This window comes from Iamia sp. SCSIO 61187, assembly GCF_019443745.1.
Lineage (GTDB): Bacteria > Actinomycetota > Acidimicrobiia > Acidimicrobiales > Iamiaceae > Iamia.
Map to the genome: position 1 here is coordinate 4918811 of NZ_CP050948.1, position 15165 is coordinate 4933975.

Annotated in this window: 18 protein-coding genes; 5 read left to right on the forward strand and 13 right to left on the reverse strand. The window is 75.3% G+C overall.

Features of this window, described 5'->3' with window-relative positions; translation table 11 throughout:
• Positions 1 to 92: 92 nt before the first annotated feature.
• The gene (locus tag HC251_RS23740) at positions 93 to 935 is read left to right on the forward strand and encodes a hypothetical protein (RefSeq protein WP_219943091.1); all 843 of its coding nucleotides are present in this window, start codon (positions 93 to 95) and stop codon (positions 933 to 935) included.
• Positions 936 to 939: 4 nt separating this feature from the next.
• Here HC251_RS23740 and HC251_RS23745 read toward each other — a convergent pair whose 3' ends face one another.
• A complete protein-coding gene (locus tag HC251_RS23745; RefSeq protein WP_219943092.1) occupies positions 940 to 1422 on the reverse strand; it encodes a glutathione peroxidase in 483 nt (160 codons plus the stop codon).
• A gap of 84 nt (positions 1423 to 1506) precedes the next feature.
• On the reverse strand, positions 1507 to 2424 hold the full coding sequence (locus tag HC251_RS23750; RefSeq protein ID WP_219943093.1) for an alpha/beta fold hydrolase: 918 nt from the start codon (positions 2422 to 2424) through the stop codon (positions 1507 to 1509).
• Positions 2425 to 2495: 71 nt separating this feature from the next.
• On the opposite strand from HC251_RS23750, the gene HC251_RS23755 reads away from it, so the two are divergent.
• The 4 genes from HC251_RS23755 (at position 2496) to HC251_RS23770 (ending at position 5924) form a co-directional block, all read left to right on the forward strand.
• Positions 2496 to 3125: a TetR/AcrR family transcriptional regulator gene (locus HC251_RS23755; RefSeq protein WP_219943094.1), complete on the forward strand. Its 630-nt coding sequence runs from the start codon at positions 2496 to 2498 to the stop codon at positions 3123 to 3125.
• A complete protein-coding gene (locus tag HC251_RS23760) occupies positions 3122 to 3586 on the forward strand; it encodes an SRPBCC family protein (protein ID WP_219943095.1) in 465 nt (154 codons plus the stop codon). The genes HC251_RS23755 and HC251_RS23760 overlap by 4 nt, the downstream gene beginning before the upstream one ends.
• Complete coding sequence (locus HC251_RS23765) at positions 3586 to 5154, forward strand: sulfatase (protein WP_219943096.1); 1569 nt, start codon at positions 3586 to 3588, stop codon at positions 5152 to 5154. Before HC251_RS23760 ends, HC251_RS23765 begins: the two co-directional genes overlap by 1 nt.
• A gap of 191 nt (positions 5155 to 5345) precedes the next feature.
• On the forward strand, positions 5346 to 5924 hold the full coding sequence (locus HC251_RS23770; RefSeq protein ID WP_219943097.1) for a maleylpyruvate isomerase N-terminal domain-containing protein: 579 nt from the start codon (positions 5346 to 5348) through the stop codon (positions 5922 to 5924).
• Between the two features lie 9 nt (positions 5925 to 5933).
• On the opposite strand, the gene HC251_RS23775 is transcribed toward HC251_RS23770, so the two are convergent.
• The 11 genes from HC251_RS23775 to HC251_RS23825 all read right to left on the reverse strand — a co-directional run bounded on the left by HC251_RS23775 (position 5934) and on the right by HC251_RS23825 (position 15151).
• Positions 5934 to 6284, reverse strand: a complete 351-nt coding sequence (locus HC251_RS23775) for a nuclear transport factor 2 family protein (RefSeq protein WP_219943098.1) — start codon at positions 6282 to 6284, stop codon at positions 5934 to 5936.
• A gap of 3 nt (positions 6285 to 6287) precedes the next feature.
• Complete coding sequence (locus tag HC251_RS23780; RefSeq protein WP_219943099.1) at positions 6288 to 6749, reverse strand: SRPBCC domain-containing protein; 462 nt, start codon at positions 6747 to 6749, stop codon at positions 6288 to 6290.
• Positions 6746 to 7096, reverse strand: a complete 351-nt coding sequence (locus HC251_RS23785) for a helix-turn-helix transcriptional regulator (RefSeq protein ID WP_219943100.1) — start codon at positions 7094 to 7096, stop codon at positions 6746 to 6748. The genes HC251_RS23780 and HC251_RS23785 overlap by 4 nt, the downstream gene beginning before the upstream one ends.
• A 74-nt stretch (positions 7097 to 7170) precedes the next feature.
• Positions 7171 to 7575, reverse strand: coding sequence for a VOC family protein (locus HC251_RS23790; RefSeq protein ID WP_219943101.1), 405 nt, complete (start codon positions 7573 to 7575; stop codon positions 7171 to 7173).
• 42 nt (positions 7576 to 7617) lie between these two features.
• A complete protein-coding gene (locus HC251_RS23795; RefSeq protein ID WP_219943102.1) occupies positions 7618 to 8637 on the reverse strand; it encodes an aldo/keto reductase in 1020 nt (339 codons plus the stop codon).
• 34 nt (positions 8638 to 8671) lie between these two features.
• Positions 8672 to 9262: a GrpB family protein gene (locus HC251_RS23800; protein WP_219943103.1), complete on the reverse strand. Its 591-nt coding sequence runs from the start codon at positions 9260 to 9262 to the stop codon at positions 8672 to 8674.
• A gap of 110 nt (positions 9263 to 9372) precedes the next feature.
• The gene (locus tag HC251_RS23805; RefSeq protein ID WP_370651265.1) at positions 9373 to 10893 is read right to left on the reverse strand and encodes a S8 family serine peptidase; all 1521 of its coding nucleotides are present in this window, start codon (positions 10891 to 10893) and stop codon (positions 9373 to 9375) included.
• A 53-nt stretch (positions 10894 to 10946) separates the two neighbouring features.
• Complete coding sequence (locus HC251_RS23810) at positions 10947 to 12311, reverse strand: NAD(P)/FAD-dependent oxidoreductase (RefSeq protein WP_219943105.1); 1365 nt, start codon at positions 12309 to 12311, stop codon at positions 10947 to 10949.
• Positions 12312 to 12401: 90 nt separating this feature from the next.
• Positions 12402 to 13229 carry a hypothetical protein gene (locus tag HC251_RS23815; RefSeq protein ID WP_219943106.1) on the reverse strand — a complete coding sequence of 276 codons (828 nt, stop codon included), beginning with the start codon at positions 13227 to 13229 and terminating at the stop codon, positions 12402 to 12404.
• Positions 13230 to 13331: 102 nt separating this feature from the next.
• The gene (locus HC251_RS23820; RefSeq protein WP_219943107.1) at positions 13332 to 14570 is read right to left on the reverse strand and encodes a hypothetical protein; all 1239 of its coding nucleotides are present in this window, start codon (positions 14568 to 14570) and stop codon (positions 13332 to 13334) included.
• Positions 14570 to 15151 (reverse strand): sigma-70 family RNA polymerase sigma factor, encoded by a 582-nt coding sequence (locus HC251_RS23825; protein ID WP_219943108.1) that lies wholly within the window; start codon positions 15149 to 15151, stop codon positions 14570 to 14572. Before HC251_RS23825 ends, HC251_RS23820 begins: the two co-directional genes overlap by 1 nt.
• Between the last annotated feature and the right edge of the window lie 14 nt (positions 15152 to 15165).

Here is a 15165-nt window from a genome sequence, read left to right on the forward strand (position 1 = left end):
CCTGTCCGGCGGGCCCTCAGGTCCCGGCGGTTGCGACCGACGGAGGAGGGGCGTGGCGGATGGGCGTGCGCCCACGCCCTTGGGAGGTCGCCGTGGCTGACAGCTGGAACGAGGAGGACGGGGCGACCACCTTCGCCCGCGCCAAGGCCCTGTGCGACGCCGGCGACACCACCGCCGCCACCGCCCTGCTGCCCGAGCTGCTGGCCGCCCGCCCCGACGCCCTGTCGGTCCGCCTGCTGGTGGCGCGCTGCGCCGCCCAGGGCGGCGAGCCGGCCGTGGCCCGGGCCGCGGCCGAGGCGGCGGTGGCCTGCGACCCGGGGTCGTGGGAGGCCCAGGTCCTCCTCGCCGACGCCCTCGCCCCCACCGACACCGACGCCGCCCTGGCCGCGGCGAGCCAGGCCGTGCACCTCGCCCCGCACGAGCCCGCCGCCGTGGCCGCCCACGCCCGCGCCGCGGCGACGCTGGCCGAGCCGACCACGCCCGCCCCGGGCGCCGGGCTCGGCTCGCTGCTGGGCGGCGATCGTGGCCTGCGGAAGCCCGCCGGGGCGCCGGCGCCGCCCGGCAACCCCGCCCTCGGCCTCCCTCCGGCCACCGAGGTCGACCGGCCCCACGAGCGGCCCCTCCGCCTCCCGGCCGCCCTGCGGGACCCCGCCGATCCGACAGGGACGGACCCGTCCGACGAGGAGCCCGGGGGATCGGCGCCGGCCGCCGCGGACACCGGCGCGCTCGCTCGGGACGCCGCCCCGAGCCCGTCCACCGACGCCGAGGACCTGCCCGCCTGGCGGTCGGCCATCCGCGTGCTCGGCCTGGTGCTCTGGGTCTACCTGGGCTTCCGGTACGGCATCCAGGTCATCGGCGGGCCCGTGGGGTTCCTGGTCTTCGCGGCCACGCTCGGCCTCGTCGCCGTCGCCGTCCGGTCGCTGCGCGCGACCTGAGCGGTCAGGCGGCGAGCGCCCGCTCGATGTCGCCGGTGAGCTTCTCCGGCTTGGTCGTCGACCCGTAGCGCTCGATGACCGCACCGTCGCGGCCCACGAGGAACTTGGTGAAGTTCCACTTGACCTTGGACCCGAGCACCCCGCCCCTCTCGGCCTTGAGCCACTGGTAGAGCGGGTGGGCGCCGTCGCCGTTGACCTCGATCTTGGCCATCATCGGGAACGTCACGCCGTAGCTCAGCTTGCAGAACTCCTGGATCTCGGCCTCGTCGCCCGGCTCCTGGTTCCGGAACTGGTCGCAGGGGAACCCGAGGATGACCAGCCCCTGGTCGGCGTAGTCCTCGTACAGCTTCTCCAGGCCCTCGTACTGGGGGGTGAACCCGCACTTGGAGGCGGTGTTGACCACCAGGACGACCTTGCCGCGGTAGGCGGACAGGTCGACCTCCTCGCCCGTGATGGACGTGGCGGTGAAGTCGTGGAGCGTGGTCATCGGGGGGTCTCTCGGGTCGCGGGTGGGCGCGGCGCAACGTAGCGCCGCGCCCGCAGTTCGGCGCCGGGCCGGGCCCGGATGGGCTCAGGACTCGAGGAAGGGGGTGACGGCGGCGAGGAACGCCTCGGGGTCCTCGACCATGGGGTAGTGGCCGGCGCCGTCGACCCAGGCGAGGGTGGCGTCGGGGCGGGCGGCGACCAGGCGGTCGGCCATGGGGGCGACGGCGATCGGGTCCTCGGGGCCCCAGACGACGTGGAGGGGCGACGGGTGGGCCTCGATGGCGCCGGTGAAGCGGCGCTCGTCGGCCCGCCGCTCCTCGATGTAGCGGATGGTCCGGGTGAGCATGGCGTCGCCGCCGCGGTGGCAGACCAGCTCGCCGTGGCCGGCCATGTCGACGTCGCCGTGGGCCGGGGCGAGCGTCGCCACCAGGCTGGCCACCATCAGCTCCGGACCGACGCCCTGGGCGAGGGGCTCGTCGGGCTGGGCGAGGAGCATCTGCTGGCCGTCGGTCAGCCGGGCCATCTCGATGTAGATGCTGCCGTTGGTCACGACCCGACGGGTGACCTCGACCGCCCCCTGCCCGGCCTGCGACCGGGCCAGCAGCTCGCCGCCGACGGTGTCGCCCATGTCGTGGGTCATGAGCGCCAGGCGCGCCATCCCGAGCGTGGCCACCACGGCCTCGGCCACGTCGGCCTGGAGGGCCATGGTGTAGCGCCGGTCGGGCTTGGCCGAGAGGCCGAAGCCCAGCATGTCGAACAGGACGACCCGGCGGTGGCGGGCCAGGCGGGGCACCAGGTGGGCCCAGTCGAACGACGAGGTCGGGAACCCGTGCACGACGAGCAGCGGCTCGTGGCGCTCGCCCTCGCCCGCCGGGACGTCCCACACGGCGACGTCGTGGCCGTCGACGACGACGGTCGTGGCCTGCGCCGCCCACGCCGCCACGGCCGGGTCGCGCCACGCCCCCGGCCCGGTCCCGACCTGACCACCCGTGCCCTGGTCCATCGTTCGCCCCTTCTCGCCGTGCGTGCCGCAGGCTCTTGTCAGTTGGACTGACACAACGGTAGCGTCACGTCGTGGCCCCCGCCGAGAGCTCCGACGGTGACGGCCGGACCGCCCGGCGGGCGCGCAACCGGGAGGCCGTCGTCACCGCCCTGCTGGACCTGTACCGAGACGGCGTCCTCATGCCGTCGGCCGACCAGATCGCCGCCCGCGCCGGCGTGTCGGCTCGCTCGATCTTCCGCTACTTCGCCGACGTCGACGACCTGGCCTCGGAGGCGGTCGCCCGCCAGCAGGAGCACCTCGCCCCGCTGCTCGTGCTCGACCTCGACCCCGATGCCCCGCTCGACGACCGCATCGCCGCCTTCGTGTCGGCCCGGGTCCGGGTGCTGTCCGGGATGGGCGAGGTCGGCCGCGTCGCCCGCATCCGGTCCGTCCAGCAGCCGGTCGTCGCTCGTGGCCTGGCCCACATCCGCCGCGCCCTCCGGGACCAGGTCAGCGTCGTCCTCGGCCCCGGCCTCGCCGACCGCCCCGACGCCGAGCGCGCCGCCCTCCTCGCCGCCGCCGACGTGCTCTGCTCGTGGGAGGCCCACGACCTCATGCGCCACGACCAGGGGCTCGGCCCGGACGCCACCGAGGCCGCCATGGGCCTCGCCCTGCGGCGCCTCCTGGCCCCGGCCCCCGCCCCCGTCGAGGACCGGCGGTGAGGGCGAGCGTCCGGCGCCACGTCGTCATCGCCGCCCCCGCCGACGCCGCCTGGGCCGTCGTCACCCGCGCCGACGTCCTCCACCACTGGTTCCCCGGGCTGCGGGAGGTCGTGATGACGGCGCCGCAGGTGCGGCGGATCACCACCGGCATCGGCGTCAGCCTCGACGAGGAGATCGTGACCAACGATCCGCTCCAGCGCCGGTTCCAGTACCGGATCGTCGGCGGCCTCTTCGCCGAGCACCTGGCCAGCATCGACGTCATCGCCCTGGACGACGACCGGTGCCTCGTCACCTACGCCAGCGACGCCGACCCCGCCACCATGGCCATCGTCCTCGGGGGCGTGATGGAGGAGGCGCTCACCTCGCTGCGGGCCCAGCTCGAGGCCGGGGCCGGCCCGGCGCTCGACGCCATCGCCACCCCCGCCCCCGTCCCCACCACCGCCGAGGGAGCGTCCGCCTGATGGGCCGCAAGATCCTGTTCGTCACCACCGACCAGCAGCGCTACGACACCTTCGGCTGCAACGGCGCCGTCGTCGGGTCGACCCCGGTGGTCGACGCCCTGGCCGCCGCCGGCGTCCGCTACGAGCGGGCCGTGCCCCAGTCGGTGGTCTGCATGCCCTCGCGCTCGACGATGCTCACCGGCCAGCACCCGGCCACCCACGGCGTGTGGATGAACGGCGTCGCCCTCCCCCAGGACGCCCCGTCCGTCGCCGCCACCCTGCACCGGGCCGGGTACCGCACGGCCCTCGTGGGCAAGCCCCACTTCGAGCCCTTCCTCGACCCCTTCGGCCGGTTCCCCGAGAACGGCCTGGCCGACGCCGGCATCCACACCGTCGCCGGTCCGTGGAGCGACGGCACCATCGGCCCGCACCGGGGCTTCGACCACATGGAGCTGGCCAGCCACTCGCCCATGGGCGCCCTCCACTACGCCCGCTGGATCCAGGGCGAGCACCCCGACCAGGTGGGCGGCTTCTACCCCGTGCTCGACGACGACCTCGAGGTCAACGGGGCCGGCGGCGGCGACACCGGCGCTCCGCAGGTGAAGGCCAACCCCATCCCGCGGGAGTGGTACCACACCGACTGGGTCGCCGATCGGACGATCGCCTGGCTCGACGGCCTCGACGCCGACGATGACTGGTTCGCGTGGATGAGCTTCCCCGACCCCCACCACCCGTGGGACCCGCCGGCGGCGGAGAAGGGCCGGGTGGACTGGCGCGACGTGCCGCTCCCCGCCGGGTACCCGACCGACCGGGCCGAGCGGGAGGCGCTTCTCGACGCCAAGCCCCGACACTGGCGACTCTGGTACGACGGCGCCCTCGTCTCGAACTACGAGGCCCCGACCCACTGGGTCCCGGCCACCCTCACCGCCGACCAGGTGCGCGAGGTGAACGCCATGAACGCCGTCGAGGTCGAGCTCATCGACGAGGCCGTCGGGCGCGTCCTCGCCGCCATCGACGCGCGGGGCTGGACCGACGACGTCGACGTCGTCATCACCACCGACCACGGCGAGCTGCAGGGCGACTTCGGCCTCCTGTTCAAGGGGCCGTACCACGTCGACGGGCTCATGCGGCTCCCGCTGATCTGGCGCCCGGCGCCGTCGGCTGCGGTCACGCCGGCGGTGGTCAGCCGGCCCGTCGGGCTGGTCGACCTGGCCCCGACCTTCTGCGAGATCGCCGGGCTCGACGCCGAGCCGTGGATGGAGGGACGGGCCCTCCCCGTCGACGACGCCGACGCCGACGCCCGGGGCCACGAACGGGCCCTGACCACCTGGGACAGCGAGCTGCTCGGCGTCGCCGTGCACCTGCAGACGATCACACGCGACGGGCTCGTCTGCACGACCTACGCCCCCGGCACCGTCCACGACGGGACCGAGGGCGAGCTCTACGACCTGGCCGACGACCCCCTCCAGCGGGTCAACCGCTGGGACGACCCGGCCATGGCCTCGGTGCGCGACGACCTCGTCGCCGACCTCCGCTCCTCCCTCCCCCCGGCCCGGGCCCCGCGCCTCCCCCTCGAGGCCCCCGTCTGAGGGTCGCTGCTCCCCAGCGGGCCGGCAGTCGGCAGTCGGCCCCGTTCTGTCGCGCTGAGCGCTCATCGATGACCGGCTGGCGCGACAGAACCGGTGTGGTCCGGCCCCGTCCCCGTTCTGTCGCGCTGAGCGCTCACCGGTGAGCGGGTGGCGCGACAGAACCGACGAGGGACCGGCGCGAACATGGCGTCATGGGCACGCCGTGGGGGGACCGGGTCTTCGAGGCGACGGCGGCCGTCGTCGACGCGCTGGGCCCGCTCGCCGACCACGGGTGGGACGCCCGTGCAGGTGGGCTCGAGTGGACCTGCCGTCAGACCGCCGCCCACATCGCCTCAGACCTGCTCCGGTACGCCGCCCAGCTCGCGGGGCGCACCGACGACGCGTACCTCCGGTTCGCGGTGACCGTGGCGGACGAGGCGCCCCCGGACGAGCTGCTGCGGATCATCCACGGCGGCGGCCACGTCCTCGCGGCCGTGGTCGACGCCGCGCCGACCGACGCCCGGGCCTGGCACTGGGGGCCGACGGACCGGTCGGGGTTCGCAGCCATGGGCGTCGGCGAGCTGCTCGTCCACACCTACGACATCACGCAGGGCCTGGGTCACGACTGGCGTCCGCCGCCCGCTCTCGCCGCGGTCGTCGTGGAGCGTCTCCACGCCGGCTCCGCGGCACTCGACGACCCGGCGGACGTCCTCCTGTGGTCGACGGGACGCATCGAGATCGAGGGCCTCGACCGGGTCGACGACTGGGTGTGGCGAGCCGCGGCCCGGTGACGCCGAGGCTCACCCGAGGGGGACGATGTAGGAGTCGACCTGGGCGATGAGCCCGTCGCGGAACGTGAAGATGTCGTTGTAGGCGAACCGGAAGCGGCCGGCCTCCCGGTGGTGCCCGACGCCGACGCCCGTGGTGACGACCGCGCCGTCGGACTCGATGGTCCGGTCCACGGTCAGCTCGGGGCTGCCCTCGAAGGCGGGGTTCTCGATCTCGTCGTCGAACTCGGCCTTGCCCTTCGTCGTGCGGTGCCCGTGGATGATCCACACGACGTCGTCGGCGAGGGTTTCGAGGATCGCTTCGTGGTCGCTGCGCCGGAAGCCCTCCATGTAGCGGTCGACGAGCTGTGTCTGGGCGGTCATGGGTCAGGTCTCCTTCGCAGGGTGGTCGATGGTGGGCAGCACGGCGGCGAGCCGGTCGAGGATGCCGGCCAGGCCGTCGGCGGCCTGCTCGGTCTGCAGCTCGGGCGGCAGGCGGCGTTGGTGGACCACGACGGTCGTCCCGGTCGCCGTGGCCTCGAACCGGATGTCGGTCCTGATGCCCGAGGCGGGCTCGGTGAGGACGAGCCGGGTGGGTGGTTCGACGACCTCGTAGCGGAAGCGCAGCCGGGTGCGACTGCCGTCGGCGCCGCGGGTCTCGAGCTCGAAGGCGCCACCGACGCGCAGGTCGACCGACACCGAACCCTGGGGCACCGTCGCGTGGTGACCGCCCCAGAACGCGGCGAGGTGCTCCGGCGTGGTGAACGCCTCCCAGACCACGTCGGGATCGGCGGCCACGGGCCGCGTGGCGATGAGCTCGTCGCCGTGCCCGCGGGTCCTCGCCGTCACGGCGCCTCCGTGGCGTCGAGCGAGGCCACGTGCTCCTCGAGGCGATCGAGGCGCGACTCCCACTCGACCTGCTGCTCGGTGATCCAGCCGGTCAGCTCCCGCATGCGCTCGACGTTGAGCCGGCACGGTCGCCGCTGGCCGTCCACCCGTTGGTGGATCAGGCCGCAGCGGCGGAGGATCCCGACGTGGCGGGACACGGCCTGGTGCGTGAGGTCGAACGGTGCGGCGAGCTCACCGACGGTCGCCTCGCCCCGGGCCAGGCGGCTGATGATCGCCCGGCGGGTGCCGTCGCCCAGGGCTGCGAAGGCGGCGTCCAGGTCGTCATCGACATCGGTCGACGTGATCACGGTGGTGACCCTATCCGCAACGCAACCCTTGTGCAACGGGTTTGTTGCAGAAGGCGCCGTCGGCCCCGGGGCTCCTACGGCGAGGGGGGCCAGCCGCCGTAGGGGACGGTGATGATCTCGAGGAAGTGACCATCGGGGTCCTGCCAGTAGACGCCCCGGCCCCCGTCGTGGGTGTTGATCTCGTTGACCCCTCGCTGCATCGGATCGGCCCAGTGGGTGACGCCGCGACCGGTGATGCGGCCGTAGGTCGCGTCGAACTGCTCTTCGCTGACGAGGAAGGCGAGGTGCAGCGACGGCAGGGTCTCGACCTCCTCCTCGGCGGCCGAGGCGTAGTCGAGCGAGACCCCGTTGTCGAGGTCGACCTGCCAGAACGGTCCGGCCCGGACCGGCGCCGGCCGGTCGAGCATCTCGGCGAGGTAGGAGGCGGACGCGTGGGCGTCGGTGGCGTAGACGATCGTGTGGTTGAGCTGCACGGACACGCCGGTCACGGTACGAGCTCGACCTGGCTCGAGGTCAAGGCCCTACGACCTGTCGATGCTCGACATGTCGACGTACCGGGGACCCGCGACGGCATGGCGCGGGATGGCCTCCTCGAGGGCGGCGACCTCGTCCGCGGTGAGGGCGACCGAGGCGGCAGCCACGTTCTCCTCGAGGTAGCGGACCCGCTTGGTCCCGGGGATGGGGACGACGTCGTCGCCCTGGGCCAGCACCCAGGCCAGGGCCATCTGCCCGGCGGTGACGCCCCGGGCCTCGGCCCGCTGGCGCACCCGGGCCACCAGGGCCAGGTTGGCGTCGAGGGCCTCGCCCTGGAAGCGGGGGAAGTACCCCGTGGTGCGCGAGTCGCCCTCCTCCAGCGAGGTCGCGTCGGTGATGGCGCCCGTGAGCAGCCCCCGGCCGAGCGGCGAGTACGGCACCAGCCCGATGCCGAGCTCGCGGATGGTCGGCAGGATCTCGTCGTCCAGGTCGCGGCTGAACAGGCTGTACTCGGACTGCAGGGCGGTGATGGGGTGGACGGCGTGGGCCCGGCGGATGGTCGTCGCCGACGCCTCCGACAGCCCGAGGTGGCGGACCTTCCCCGCCGCGACCAGCTCGGCCATGGCGCCCACGGTGTCCTCGATCGGCACCGTCTGGTCGACGCGGTGCTGGTAGTAGAGGTCGATGTGGTCGACGCCGAGGCGCTCGAGGGAGGCGTCGCAGGCGGCCCGCACGTACTCCGGTCGGCCGTTGATGCCGAGGCGGGTGCCGTCCTCGGCCCGCTCGTTGCCGAACTTGGTGGCCAGCTGGACCTCGTCGCGGCGGCCGGCGATGGCCTTCCCGACGAGGCGCTCGTTGGTGAACGGGCCGTACATGTCGGCGGTGTCGAGGAACGTGACGCCGAGGTCGAGCGCTCGGTGGATGGTGGCGATGCCCTCCTGCTCGTCGCCCGTCCCGTAGAACTCCGACATCCCCATGCAGCCGAGGCCCATGGTGGAGACGGTGAGGGGCGCGGTGCGACCCAGGGTGCGGGTGCCGAGGTCGGTGGTGCGGGGTGAAGCGGTCATGGAGCCCACCCAACCCCATGGAGCGCGCTCCAGGTCAAGCCCCTCGGGTCGCCGCCGCCCAGGCCCGGGCGTCGGCCATCACCGCGGCCACGAGCATCGGCTTGGCCCTGACGTAGCCGTTGCGGTCAGCGCCCGGCCCCGGAGCCGCTCTGCCGTCGTCGGCAGGGCGGTGCTCGGCCGCCAGCCGGATCTTGGCCTCCCCGTACCGGGCGGCGGCGTCGGCGTCGGCGCGCAGGTAGTCCCGGAGGAGCAGGTAGTCCGTCACCGCCGGCGACGAGGGCAGCAGGGCGTGGACGTGGTGGGTGCGGTGGTGGTCGACCACGCGCCGCAGGAAGAGGTGGTCGTCGCTCGTGAACGACGAGCCCAGACGGAGGTCGAAGCCGGCGACGGCAAGGGCAGGGGCCCGCTCGCGCACCAGACCGAGGTCGTCGATGACCACCATGACGTCGACGCTGTCGCGGGCGGCGAGGCCCGGGACGGCCGTCGATCCGACGTGCTCGATGAGCAGCGCCTCGGGCAGCACCCGGCGCAGCGTCGTCGCCGCCTGGGCGAACCGTCCGGCCCAGCCGGGATCGTGGGGCACGACCGAGACGGTGTCGTCGGGGACCCGCCCGTCGTCGGCCATGGCGGCCGAACCTACCGGGCCCCGGTCGGCGGCCCCCACCCCGGCCGGCCCCGGGCGCGACGCAGCCCGCCCCAGGCACGGAGCGGGCTGCGCGCGACCGGCGAGGAGGGTCAGGCCGTGAGGGCGGCCACGGCGGCGACGACGTCGACGAGGCCGTGGCCCTTGTCGTAGGACGTGGAGCCGGCGGCGTCGGAACCGGTGTAGGCGGCGCCGTCGGTGAGCTTGTGGGCGCTGCCGTTGAGGGCGGCCTCGACCTCGGCGGGGGTCGCCGTCGGGTCGGCCTGGAACAGCTGGGCGACGATGCCGGCGATGTGGGGCGCGGCCATCGACGTCCCCGAGATGGTGTTGAACGTGGCCAGGTCGAGCAGCCCGGGCCCGTTCACCGGCGCGAGCCCGGTGGAGCAGATGACGAGGTAGGGCCGGCACGCCGACTCGATGTCGGTGCCCGGCGCCGACAGGTCCGGCCAGGTGCTCTGGTCGGCGGCGTCGCCGCGGGAGGAGAAGTCGGACACCACGCCGTCGCGGGTGCCGGTGCCGCCGTCGTCGTAGGAGGCGACCGAGATGATCCCCGGCGTCGGGTCCTGGCCCGGCGGGTTGGTCAGCGACGTCGACCCGTCGCCCCCGTCGTTGCCGGCGGCCCAGACGGTGACGACGCCCTCGGCGGCCAGGGCCCGCTGGAGCTTGACCGTGGCGCTCTCGGGGTCGAAGTCGCCCCCGCCGGCGGGGCCGTAGGAGTTGTTGGTGACCTTGATCGGCGGGCACGCGGCGGCGCTGACCCCGGCGCCGCAGGGCGCCTCGTGGTTCTCCAGCACCCAGTTGAGGGCGGCGTCGGCGCCCAGGATGCTGAGCCCGGCCCCGACCGACAGTGACACGATCGACGCCCCCCGGGCGGCGCCGTCGAGCTGGTGGGCACCGGCGCCGGTGGTCGTCACCGAGCGGCCGGCGACGATGCCGGCCACGTGGGTGCCGTGGCCGCCGACCGAGAGGGTGTCGGTGTCGTTGACGGCGGTCAGGTCGGCGAAGCAGGCGCTGGCGGGGATGGGGACGAGGGTGCCGAAGGCGCACAGGCCCTTGAGGTTGCGGACCACCGCGCTGTCGCCGTCGGGGTCCCGGAAGAACGGGTGGGTGCCGTCGACGCCGGAGTCGATGACGGCGACGCTCACGCCCCGGCCGTCGAGCGGGGTCCCGGGGGCGCCGGGGACACCGGCGGCGAGGGCGTCGTCGCCGCGGGTGGCCTCACCGGAGGTGGCGAGGGAGAAGGCGATGGGCTGGTCGCCCTCGACGTAGGTGACGCCGGGCCGGGAGCGCACGGCCTGCACCTGGTCCGGGGTGCCGGCGGCGACCACGACGCCGATGCGGTCGAACGACGTGAGGACCGTCATCCCGCTGGCCCGGGCCGCGCCCCGGGCGGTGGCCACGTCGGTCCCGTGGACCATCACCGGCAGCGGCACCCCGGCTCGGGCCCGGGTCAACGTGGCGGCGAGGGTGTCGGAGATGCGGGCGGCGGCCGGGACGCTGGCGCCGGAGGCAGAGGTCCCGCCGACCAGGGCGCCCAGGCTGGCGGCGAGGAGGGCGGTCACGAGGGCGAGGGAGCGCCACGGGGCGCGCGAGGCAGACGTCGGGGGAGCCATCCCCCAGGGTTCGGGGCCGACCGCCGGTCCCCTGCCGGACGACCGTCGGCGGGCTAGGCGTCCAGGTCGCGGAGGGCGTCCTCGATGCCGCGGTGGAACGTCGGGTAGGCGTAGATCATCGTCCGCAGGGTCGCCAGCGGGACCCGGGCGTGGACGGCGAGGGCGAGGTGGCCGAGGACCTCGCCGCCGACGGGGCCGGCGGAGGTGGCGCCCACCAGGACGCCGCGCTCGCGGTCGGCGACCAGCTTGATGAACCCCTCGTTGCCCGCCTTGTGGATCCAGCCCCGGGCCGACGAGGGCACCTGGGCGACGCCGACGGCCACATCGATCCCCGCCTCGCGGGCGTCGGCCTCGGTCCGCCCCACCGCCCCGACCTCCGGGTCGGTGAAGGTCACGCGGGGCAGGGCGGCGTAGTCGGCCGGCTCGTGGTCATCGCCCAGGATGTCGGCGGCGGCGATGCCGGCCTGGTACATGGCCACGTGGGTGAAGGCGCCCTTGCCGGTGAGGTCGCCGACGGCCCACACCCCGTCGGCGACGCGCAGGTGGTCGTCGACCGGCACCCACCGGGCGTCGTCGGGCACCCCGACCGCGCCGGCCCCGAGCCCGGCCGAGTCGGCCCGGCGGCCGGTGGCGACCAGCAGCTCGTCGGCCTCGACGGTCCGCCCGTCGGCCAGGGTGACGGTGAAGGCACCGTCGGCGTGGGCGACCCGTTCGGCGCCGACGCCGGTGATGACGTCGATCCCGTCGGCGGCGAAGGCCCCGGCCACGATCGCCCCCGCCTCGGGCTCGTCCAGCGGGAGGAGCCGGTCGGCCGCCTCGACCACGGTCACGGCCGACCCGAAGCGGGCGAACACCTGGGCCAGCTCGGCCCCGATGGCCCCGCCGCCGAGGACGACGAGCCGACCCGGCACCTCGGTCGCCGCCACCGCGCCCCGGTTGGTCCAGTACGGCGTGTCGGCCAGCCCCTCGATGGGCGGGATCGCCGGCGCCGTGCCCGTGGCCAGCACCACGGCGCGCCGGGCCACGAAGGCCTGGTCGCCCACCTCGACCCGGTCGGGGGCGACCAGCCGCCCCCGGCCCCGCACGAACCGCCCGCCCTTGCCCACGAACCGGTCGACGGCGACGGTGTCGTCCCAGGTGTCGGTGGCCTCGGCCCGGATCCGCTCGGCGACCGGGGCCCAGTCGGGCGTCACCGTCGACGTCCCGGCCATGCCGGGGATGCGGCGGGCCTCGGCCAGCAGGTGGGCGGCCCGGATCATCATCTTCGAGGGGATGCAGCCCCAGTAGGGGCACTCTCCGCCGACCAGCTCGGCCTCGATGCCCACCACCGAGAGCCCCGCCTCGGCCAGCCGGCCGGCCACGTCCTCCCCTCCCGGCCCCATCCCGATGACCACGGCGTCGACCGTCTCCGCATCCATCCCCGCATGCTGCCGCAGCCCGGTCCGTCCCGCTCGTCAGGGTTCCACCGTTCTGAGGCAGGATCCGGCCACCGACGGCCGATCGGTGGCTCAGAACGGTCGACCTCGGCTGACGGGGGCCTGCGCTCGGCGGATGGCCTCCTCCACCGCGTTGCGCTCCGCAGCCGGCCGGTCGGGGTCCGGGCGGGCGGCCCAGGCGACGCCGGGCTGGGCGATCACCCGCGGCGCCGTCCCCTGGTGGCGCTGGGCGGCGTGGACGAGGAAGGGGTGGCACAGGAACACGTCGCCGGGCGAGCCGGTGGCGAGGGCGACGGGGAGGTGGTCGAGCGGAGGGAGCGGGTACGGCGAGGTGCAGGCGTCGCCGCCGGGGGCCACGTGCCGGGCGATCTCGAGGTGCGAGCGGAGCCGGAGGCGGGTCGGGGCGTCGTCCGGGCCGACCTCGGAGAAGAGCATCAGCCAGAGCAGCGCCCGCCCGTCGGAGCGGGCGTTGACCCCGAAGCGCAGGTAGTCGGTGGAGGTCGGGTCGTCCTCGGGCGGGAGGCTGGCATCGATGTGCCAGCCGTCGTCGCCCGGCTCGTCGGGATGGGGGACGCGGATCGGGAACGTGCCGATGCCCTTGCGCTCGACCCAGCGCCCGGCGCCGACGACCGCCTCGGTGGCCGCCGCCAGGCGCTCTGAGGTGGCCGCCTCGGTGAAGGGCCCGCCGCCTCGTCCGACGACGCGGACCACCGGCTGGGTCCAGGTGGTCGGATCGTCGGGGTCGATGCCCACGTCGGCGAGGAGCAGGGCCTCGCACTCCTCGGCGACCGGGCGCGAGACGGCCTCCCGCACGCCGATGACGCCCTCCACGACGAACCGCTCGACGTCCTCGGCCGCCGGCTGGTCGCCGTCCACCCAGTGCACCTCGCCGTCGACCACGCCCCGATCCTGGCCCCCACCCCCGGACCGGGCCGCACGGATTACCTCCGAGGTGGTCCGTGACGCGCCCGGTGGCGTCGGAGGTCAGCGGGACGGGCCCGGTCAGGGGGTGGTCGTCGTGGTGCTCTCGCCGGGCGGGGCGGTGGTGGACGGCGGGACAGCCGTGGTGGTGGGCGTGCCGGGGTCGGACGGACCGGTCGTGCTGGGGGTGAGGGGGGCCGTGCCCGACGGGCCCGGCTCGGTGGTGGTCGCCGGCCGGATCGCCGTCTCGGGGCCGGGCGGGGGCGCCGTCACCGGCGGCTCACTGCCCACCGCCCCGTCACCGCCGATCGGGCCCAGCGGCAGGTCCCCGGGCACCGGGGCCGTCGTCTGCTCGGGCAGGCCGATGCCGCGGATCGAGAGGCGGCACGTGTCGCCGCACTCCTCGACCACCCCGTCGACGTCGACGGCCGACCCGATGGCCACGGTCGCCGCGTAGGCGCCGTCGGCGCCGACCCGGCCCCGGGTGAGCGAGGCGCAGTGGTCCTCGCCGGCGCACTGGAGGACCTGGAACTGCCGCCCGGGGACCAGGCCGGTCGCCCGGACCGTGACCTCCTGGCCGGCGGTGTAGGGGCCGGCCGGGTCGATGCTGGTGATCACCTCGGGGAACGGGGGTGCGTCGGCGAAGCTGATGTAGGTGCCGCCGGAGCGGTCGTAGTCGTCGGCCGCCCCGATGGCGAGCAGGCAGCGCTCGGGGGCCGTGGCGCAGTCGACCCGGCCCAGGTCGGGCGTCGTGATGATCTGCCGGATCGGCACGGAGATGACGACGCTGCCGTCGAAGCGGGCGTTGCCCGAGACGGTGTTGGTGAAGCCGTCGCCCAGGTCGCACGCCCCGACACCGGCGTTCTCGGTGTCGGCCTCGGAGCTGCAGTGCACGGCGCCGACCAGCTCGCCGGGCACGAAGCCCTTGCCGTACAGGGTGACGATGTCGCCGGCCTCCACGCCGGCGGGCTCGTCGGCCACGACGGGCAGGCGCCACGACTCGCGCCCGTCGAGGGGCCCGTCGGGGAGGGCGCCGAGGATGGCGGCGCCCCGGGCGTCGAGGTCGCCGTCGAGGGCCAGCTCGTCGTCGAGGCCGCCGGTCCGCGGGCCGGCGTCGGCCACCGACACCAGGGCGACGAGGGCGCCCACGGCGACGAGGGCCACGACGAGGCCCACCCCGACCCGGACCCCGGCGGCGCGGGCCCGTCGGGCCCCCACCCCGGCCACGACGCGCCCGTAGGCGGAATCGACGTCGAGGCCGTCGACGACCTCGTCACGCAGGTGGGACGCGGCCTCGGCGGCGCGGTGGTCGAGCTCCATCAGGGCTCCTCCGGGATGTCGAGCAGGCGGGCGAGGGCGGCCCGACCGCGGTGCAGGTGGGCCTTGGCCGTGCCCTCGGCGCAGCCCAGGATCAGGGCGACCTCGGCGACGGGCCGGTCCTCGAGGTGGTGCAGGGCCACGGCGGCGGCCTGACGGCGGGGCAGGCGGCGGACGAGCGCCCAGAAGTCGTCGCCGTCGCCGTAGGCGTAGGGCTCCGGCGGCCGCTGGCGCCCCACCCGGTCGACGGCCCGCTGCTCGGAGCGGCGCCGACGGCGGTGGTGGCTGGCCAGGTTGAGGGCGACCCGCCGGACCCAGGCCCCGGGTCGCTCGTAGCCGACGATCCGGTCCCAGCGGACGTGGGCCCGCAGGAGGGCCTCCTGGGCCAGCTCCTCGGCGACGGGACGGCTGCCGGTCACCGCCACCAGCAGGACGACCAGGCGTGGGTACTCCTCGCGGAAGAACGCCTCGAAGCCGGTGACCCGCGCGTCCCGGCCCTGTCGGTCGAGCGCCGGCGCCACGACCGGCTCGGGCACCGCGCCCCGGCGGTCGTCCCCCTCCGACCGGGTGGTGCCCAGCGCCATCGTCACACCCCCTC

Coding starts and splice junctions, on each gene's coding strand:
- HC251_RS23745 (WP_219943092.1), bottom strand. CDS start 1,422: ATGACCACGCTCCACGACTTCACCGCCACGTCCATCACGGGCGAGGAG.
- HC251_RS23750 (WP_219943093.1), bottom strand. CDS start 2,424: ATGGACCAGGGCACGGGTGGTCAGGTCGGGACCGGGCCGGGGGCGTGG.
- HC251_RS23765 (WP_219943096.1), top strand. CDS start 3,586: ATGGGCCGCAAGATCCTGTTCGTCACCACCGACCAGCAGCGCTACGAC.
- HC251_RS23770 (WP_219943097.1), top strand. CDS start 5,346: ATGGGCACGCCGTGGGGGGACCGGGTCTTCGAGGCGACGGCGGCCGTC.
- HC251_RS23775 (WP_219943098.1), bottom strand. CDS start 6,284: ATGACCGCCCAGACACAGCTCGTCGACCGCTACATGGAGGGCTTCCGG.
- HC251_RS23795 (WP_219943102.1), bottom strand. CDS start 8,637: ATGACCGCTTCACCCCGCACCACCGACCTCGGCACCCGCACCCTGGGT.
- HC251_RS23800 (WP_219943103.1), bottom strand. CDS start 9,262: ATGGCCGACGACGGGCGGGTCCCCGACGACACCGTCTCGGTCGTGCCC.
- HC251_RS23805 (WP_370651265.1), bottom strand. CDS start 10,893: ATGGCTCCCCCGACGTCTGCCTCGCGCGCCCCGTGGCGCTCCCTCGCC.
- HC251_RS23810 (WP_219943105.1), bottom strand. CDS start 12,311: ATGGATGCGGAGACGGTCGACGCCGTGGTCATCGGGATGGGGCCGGGA.
- HC251_RS23820 (WP_219943107.1), bottom strand. CDS start 14,570: ATGGAGCTCGACCACCGCGCCGCCGAGGCCGCGTCCCACCTGCGTGAC.
- HC251_RS23825 (WP_219943108.1), bottom strand. CDS start 15,151: ATGGCGCTGGGCACCACCCGGTCGGAGGGGGACGACCGCCGGGGCGCG.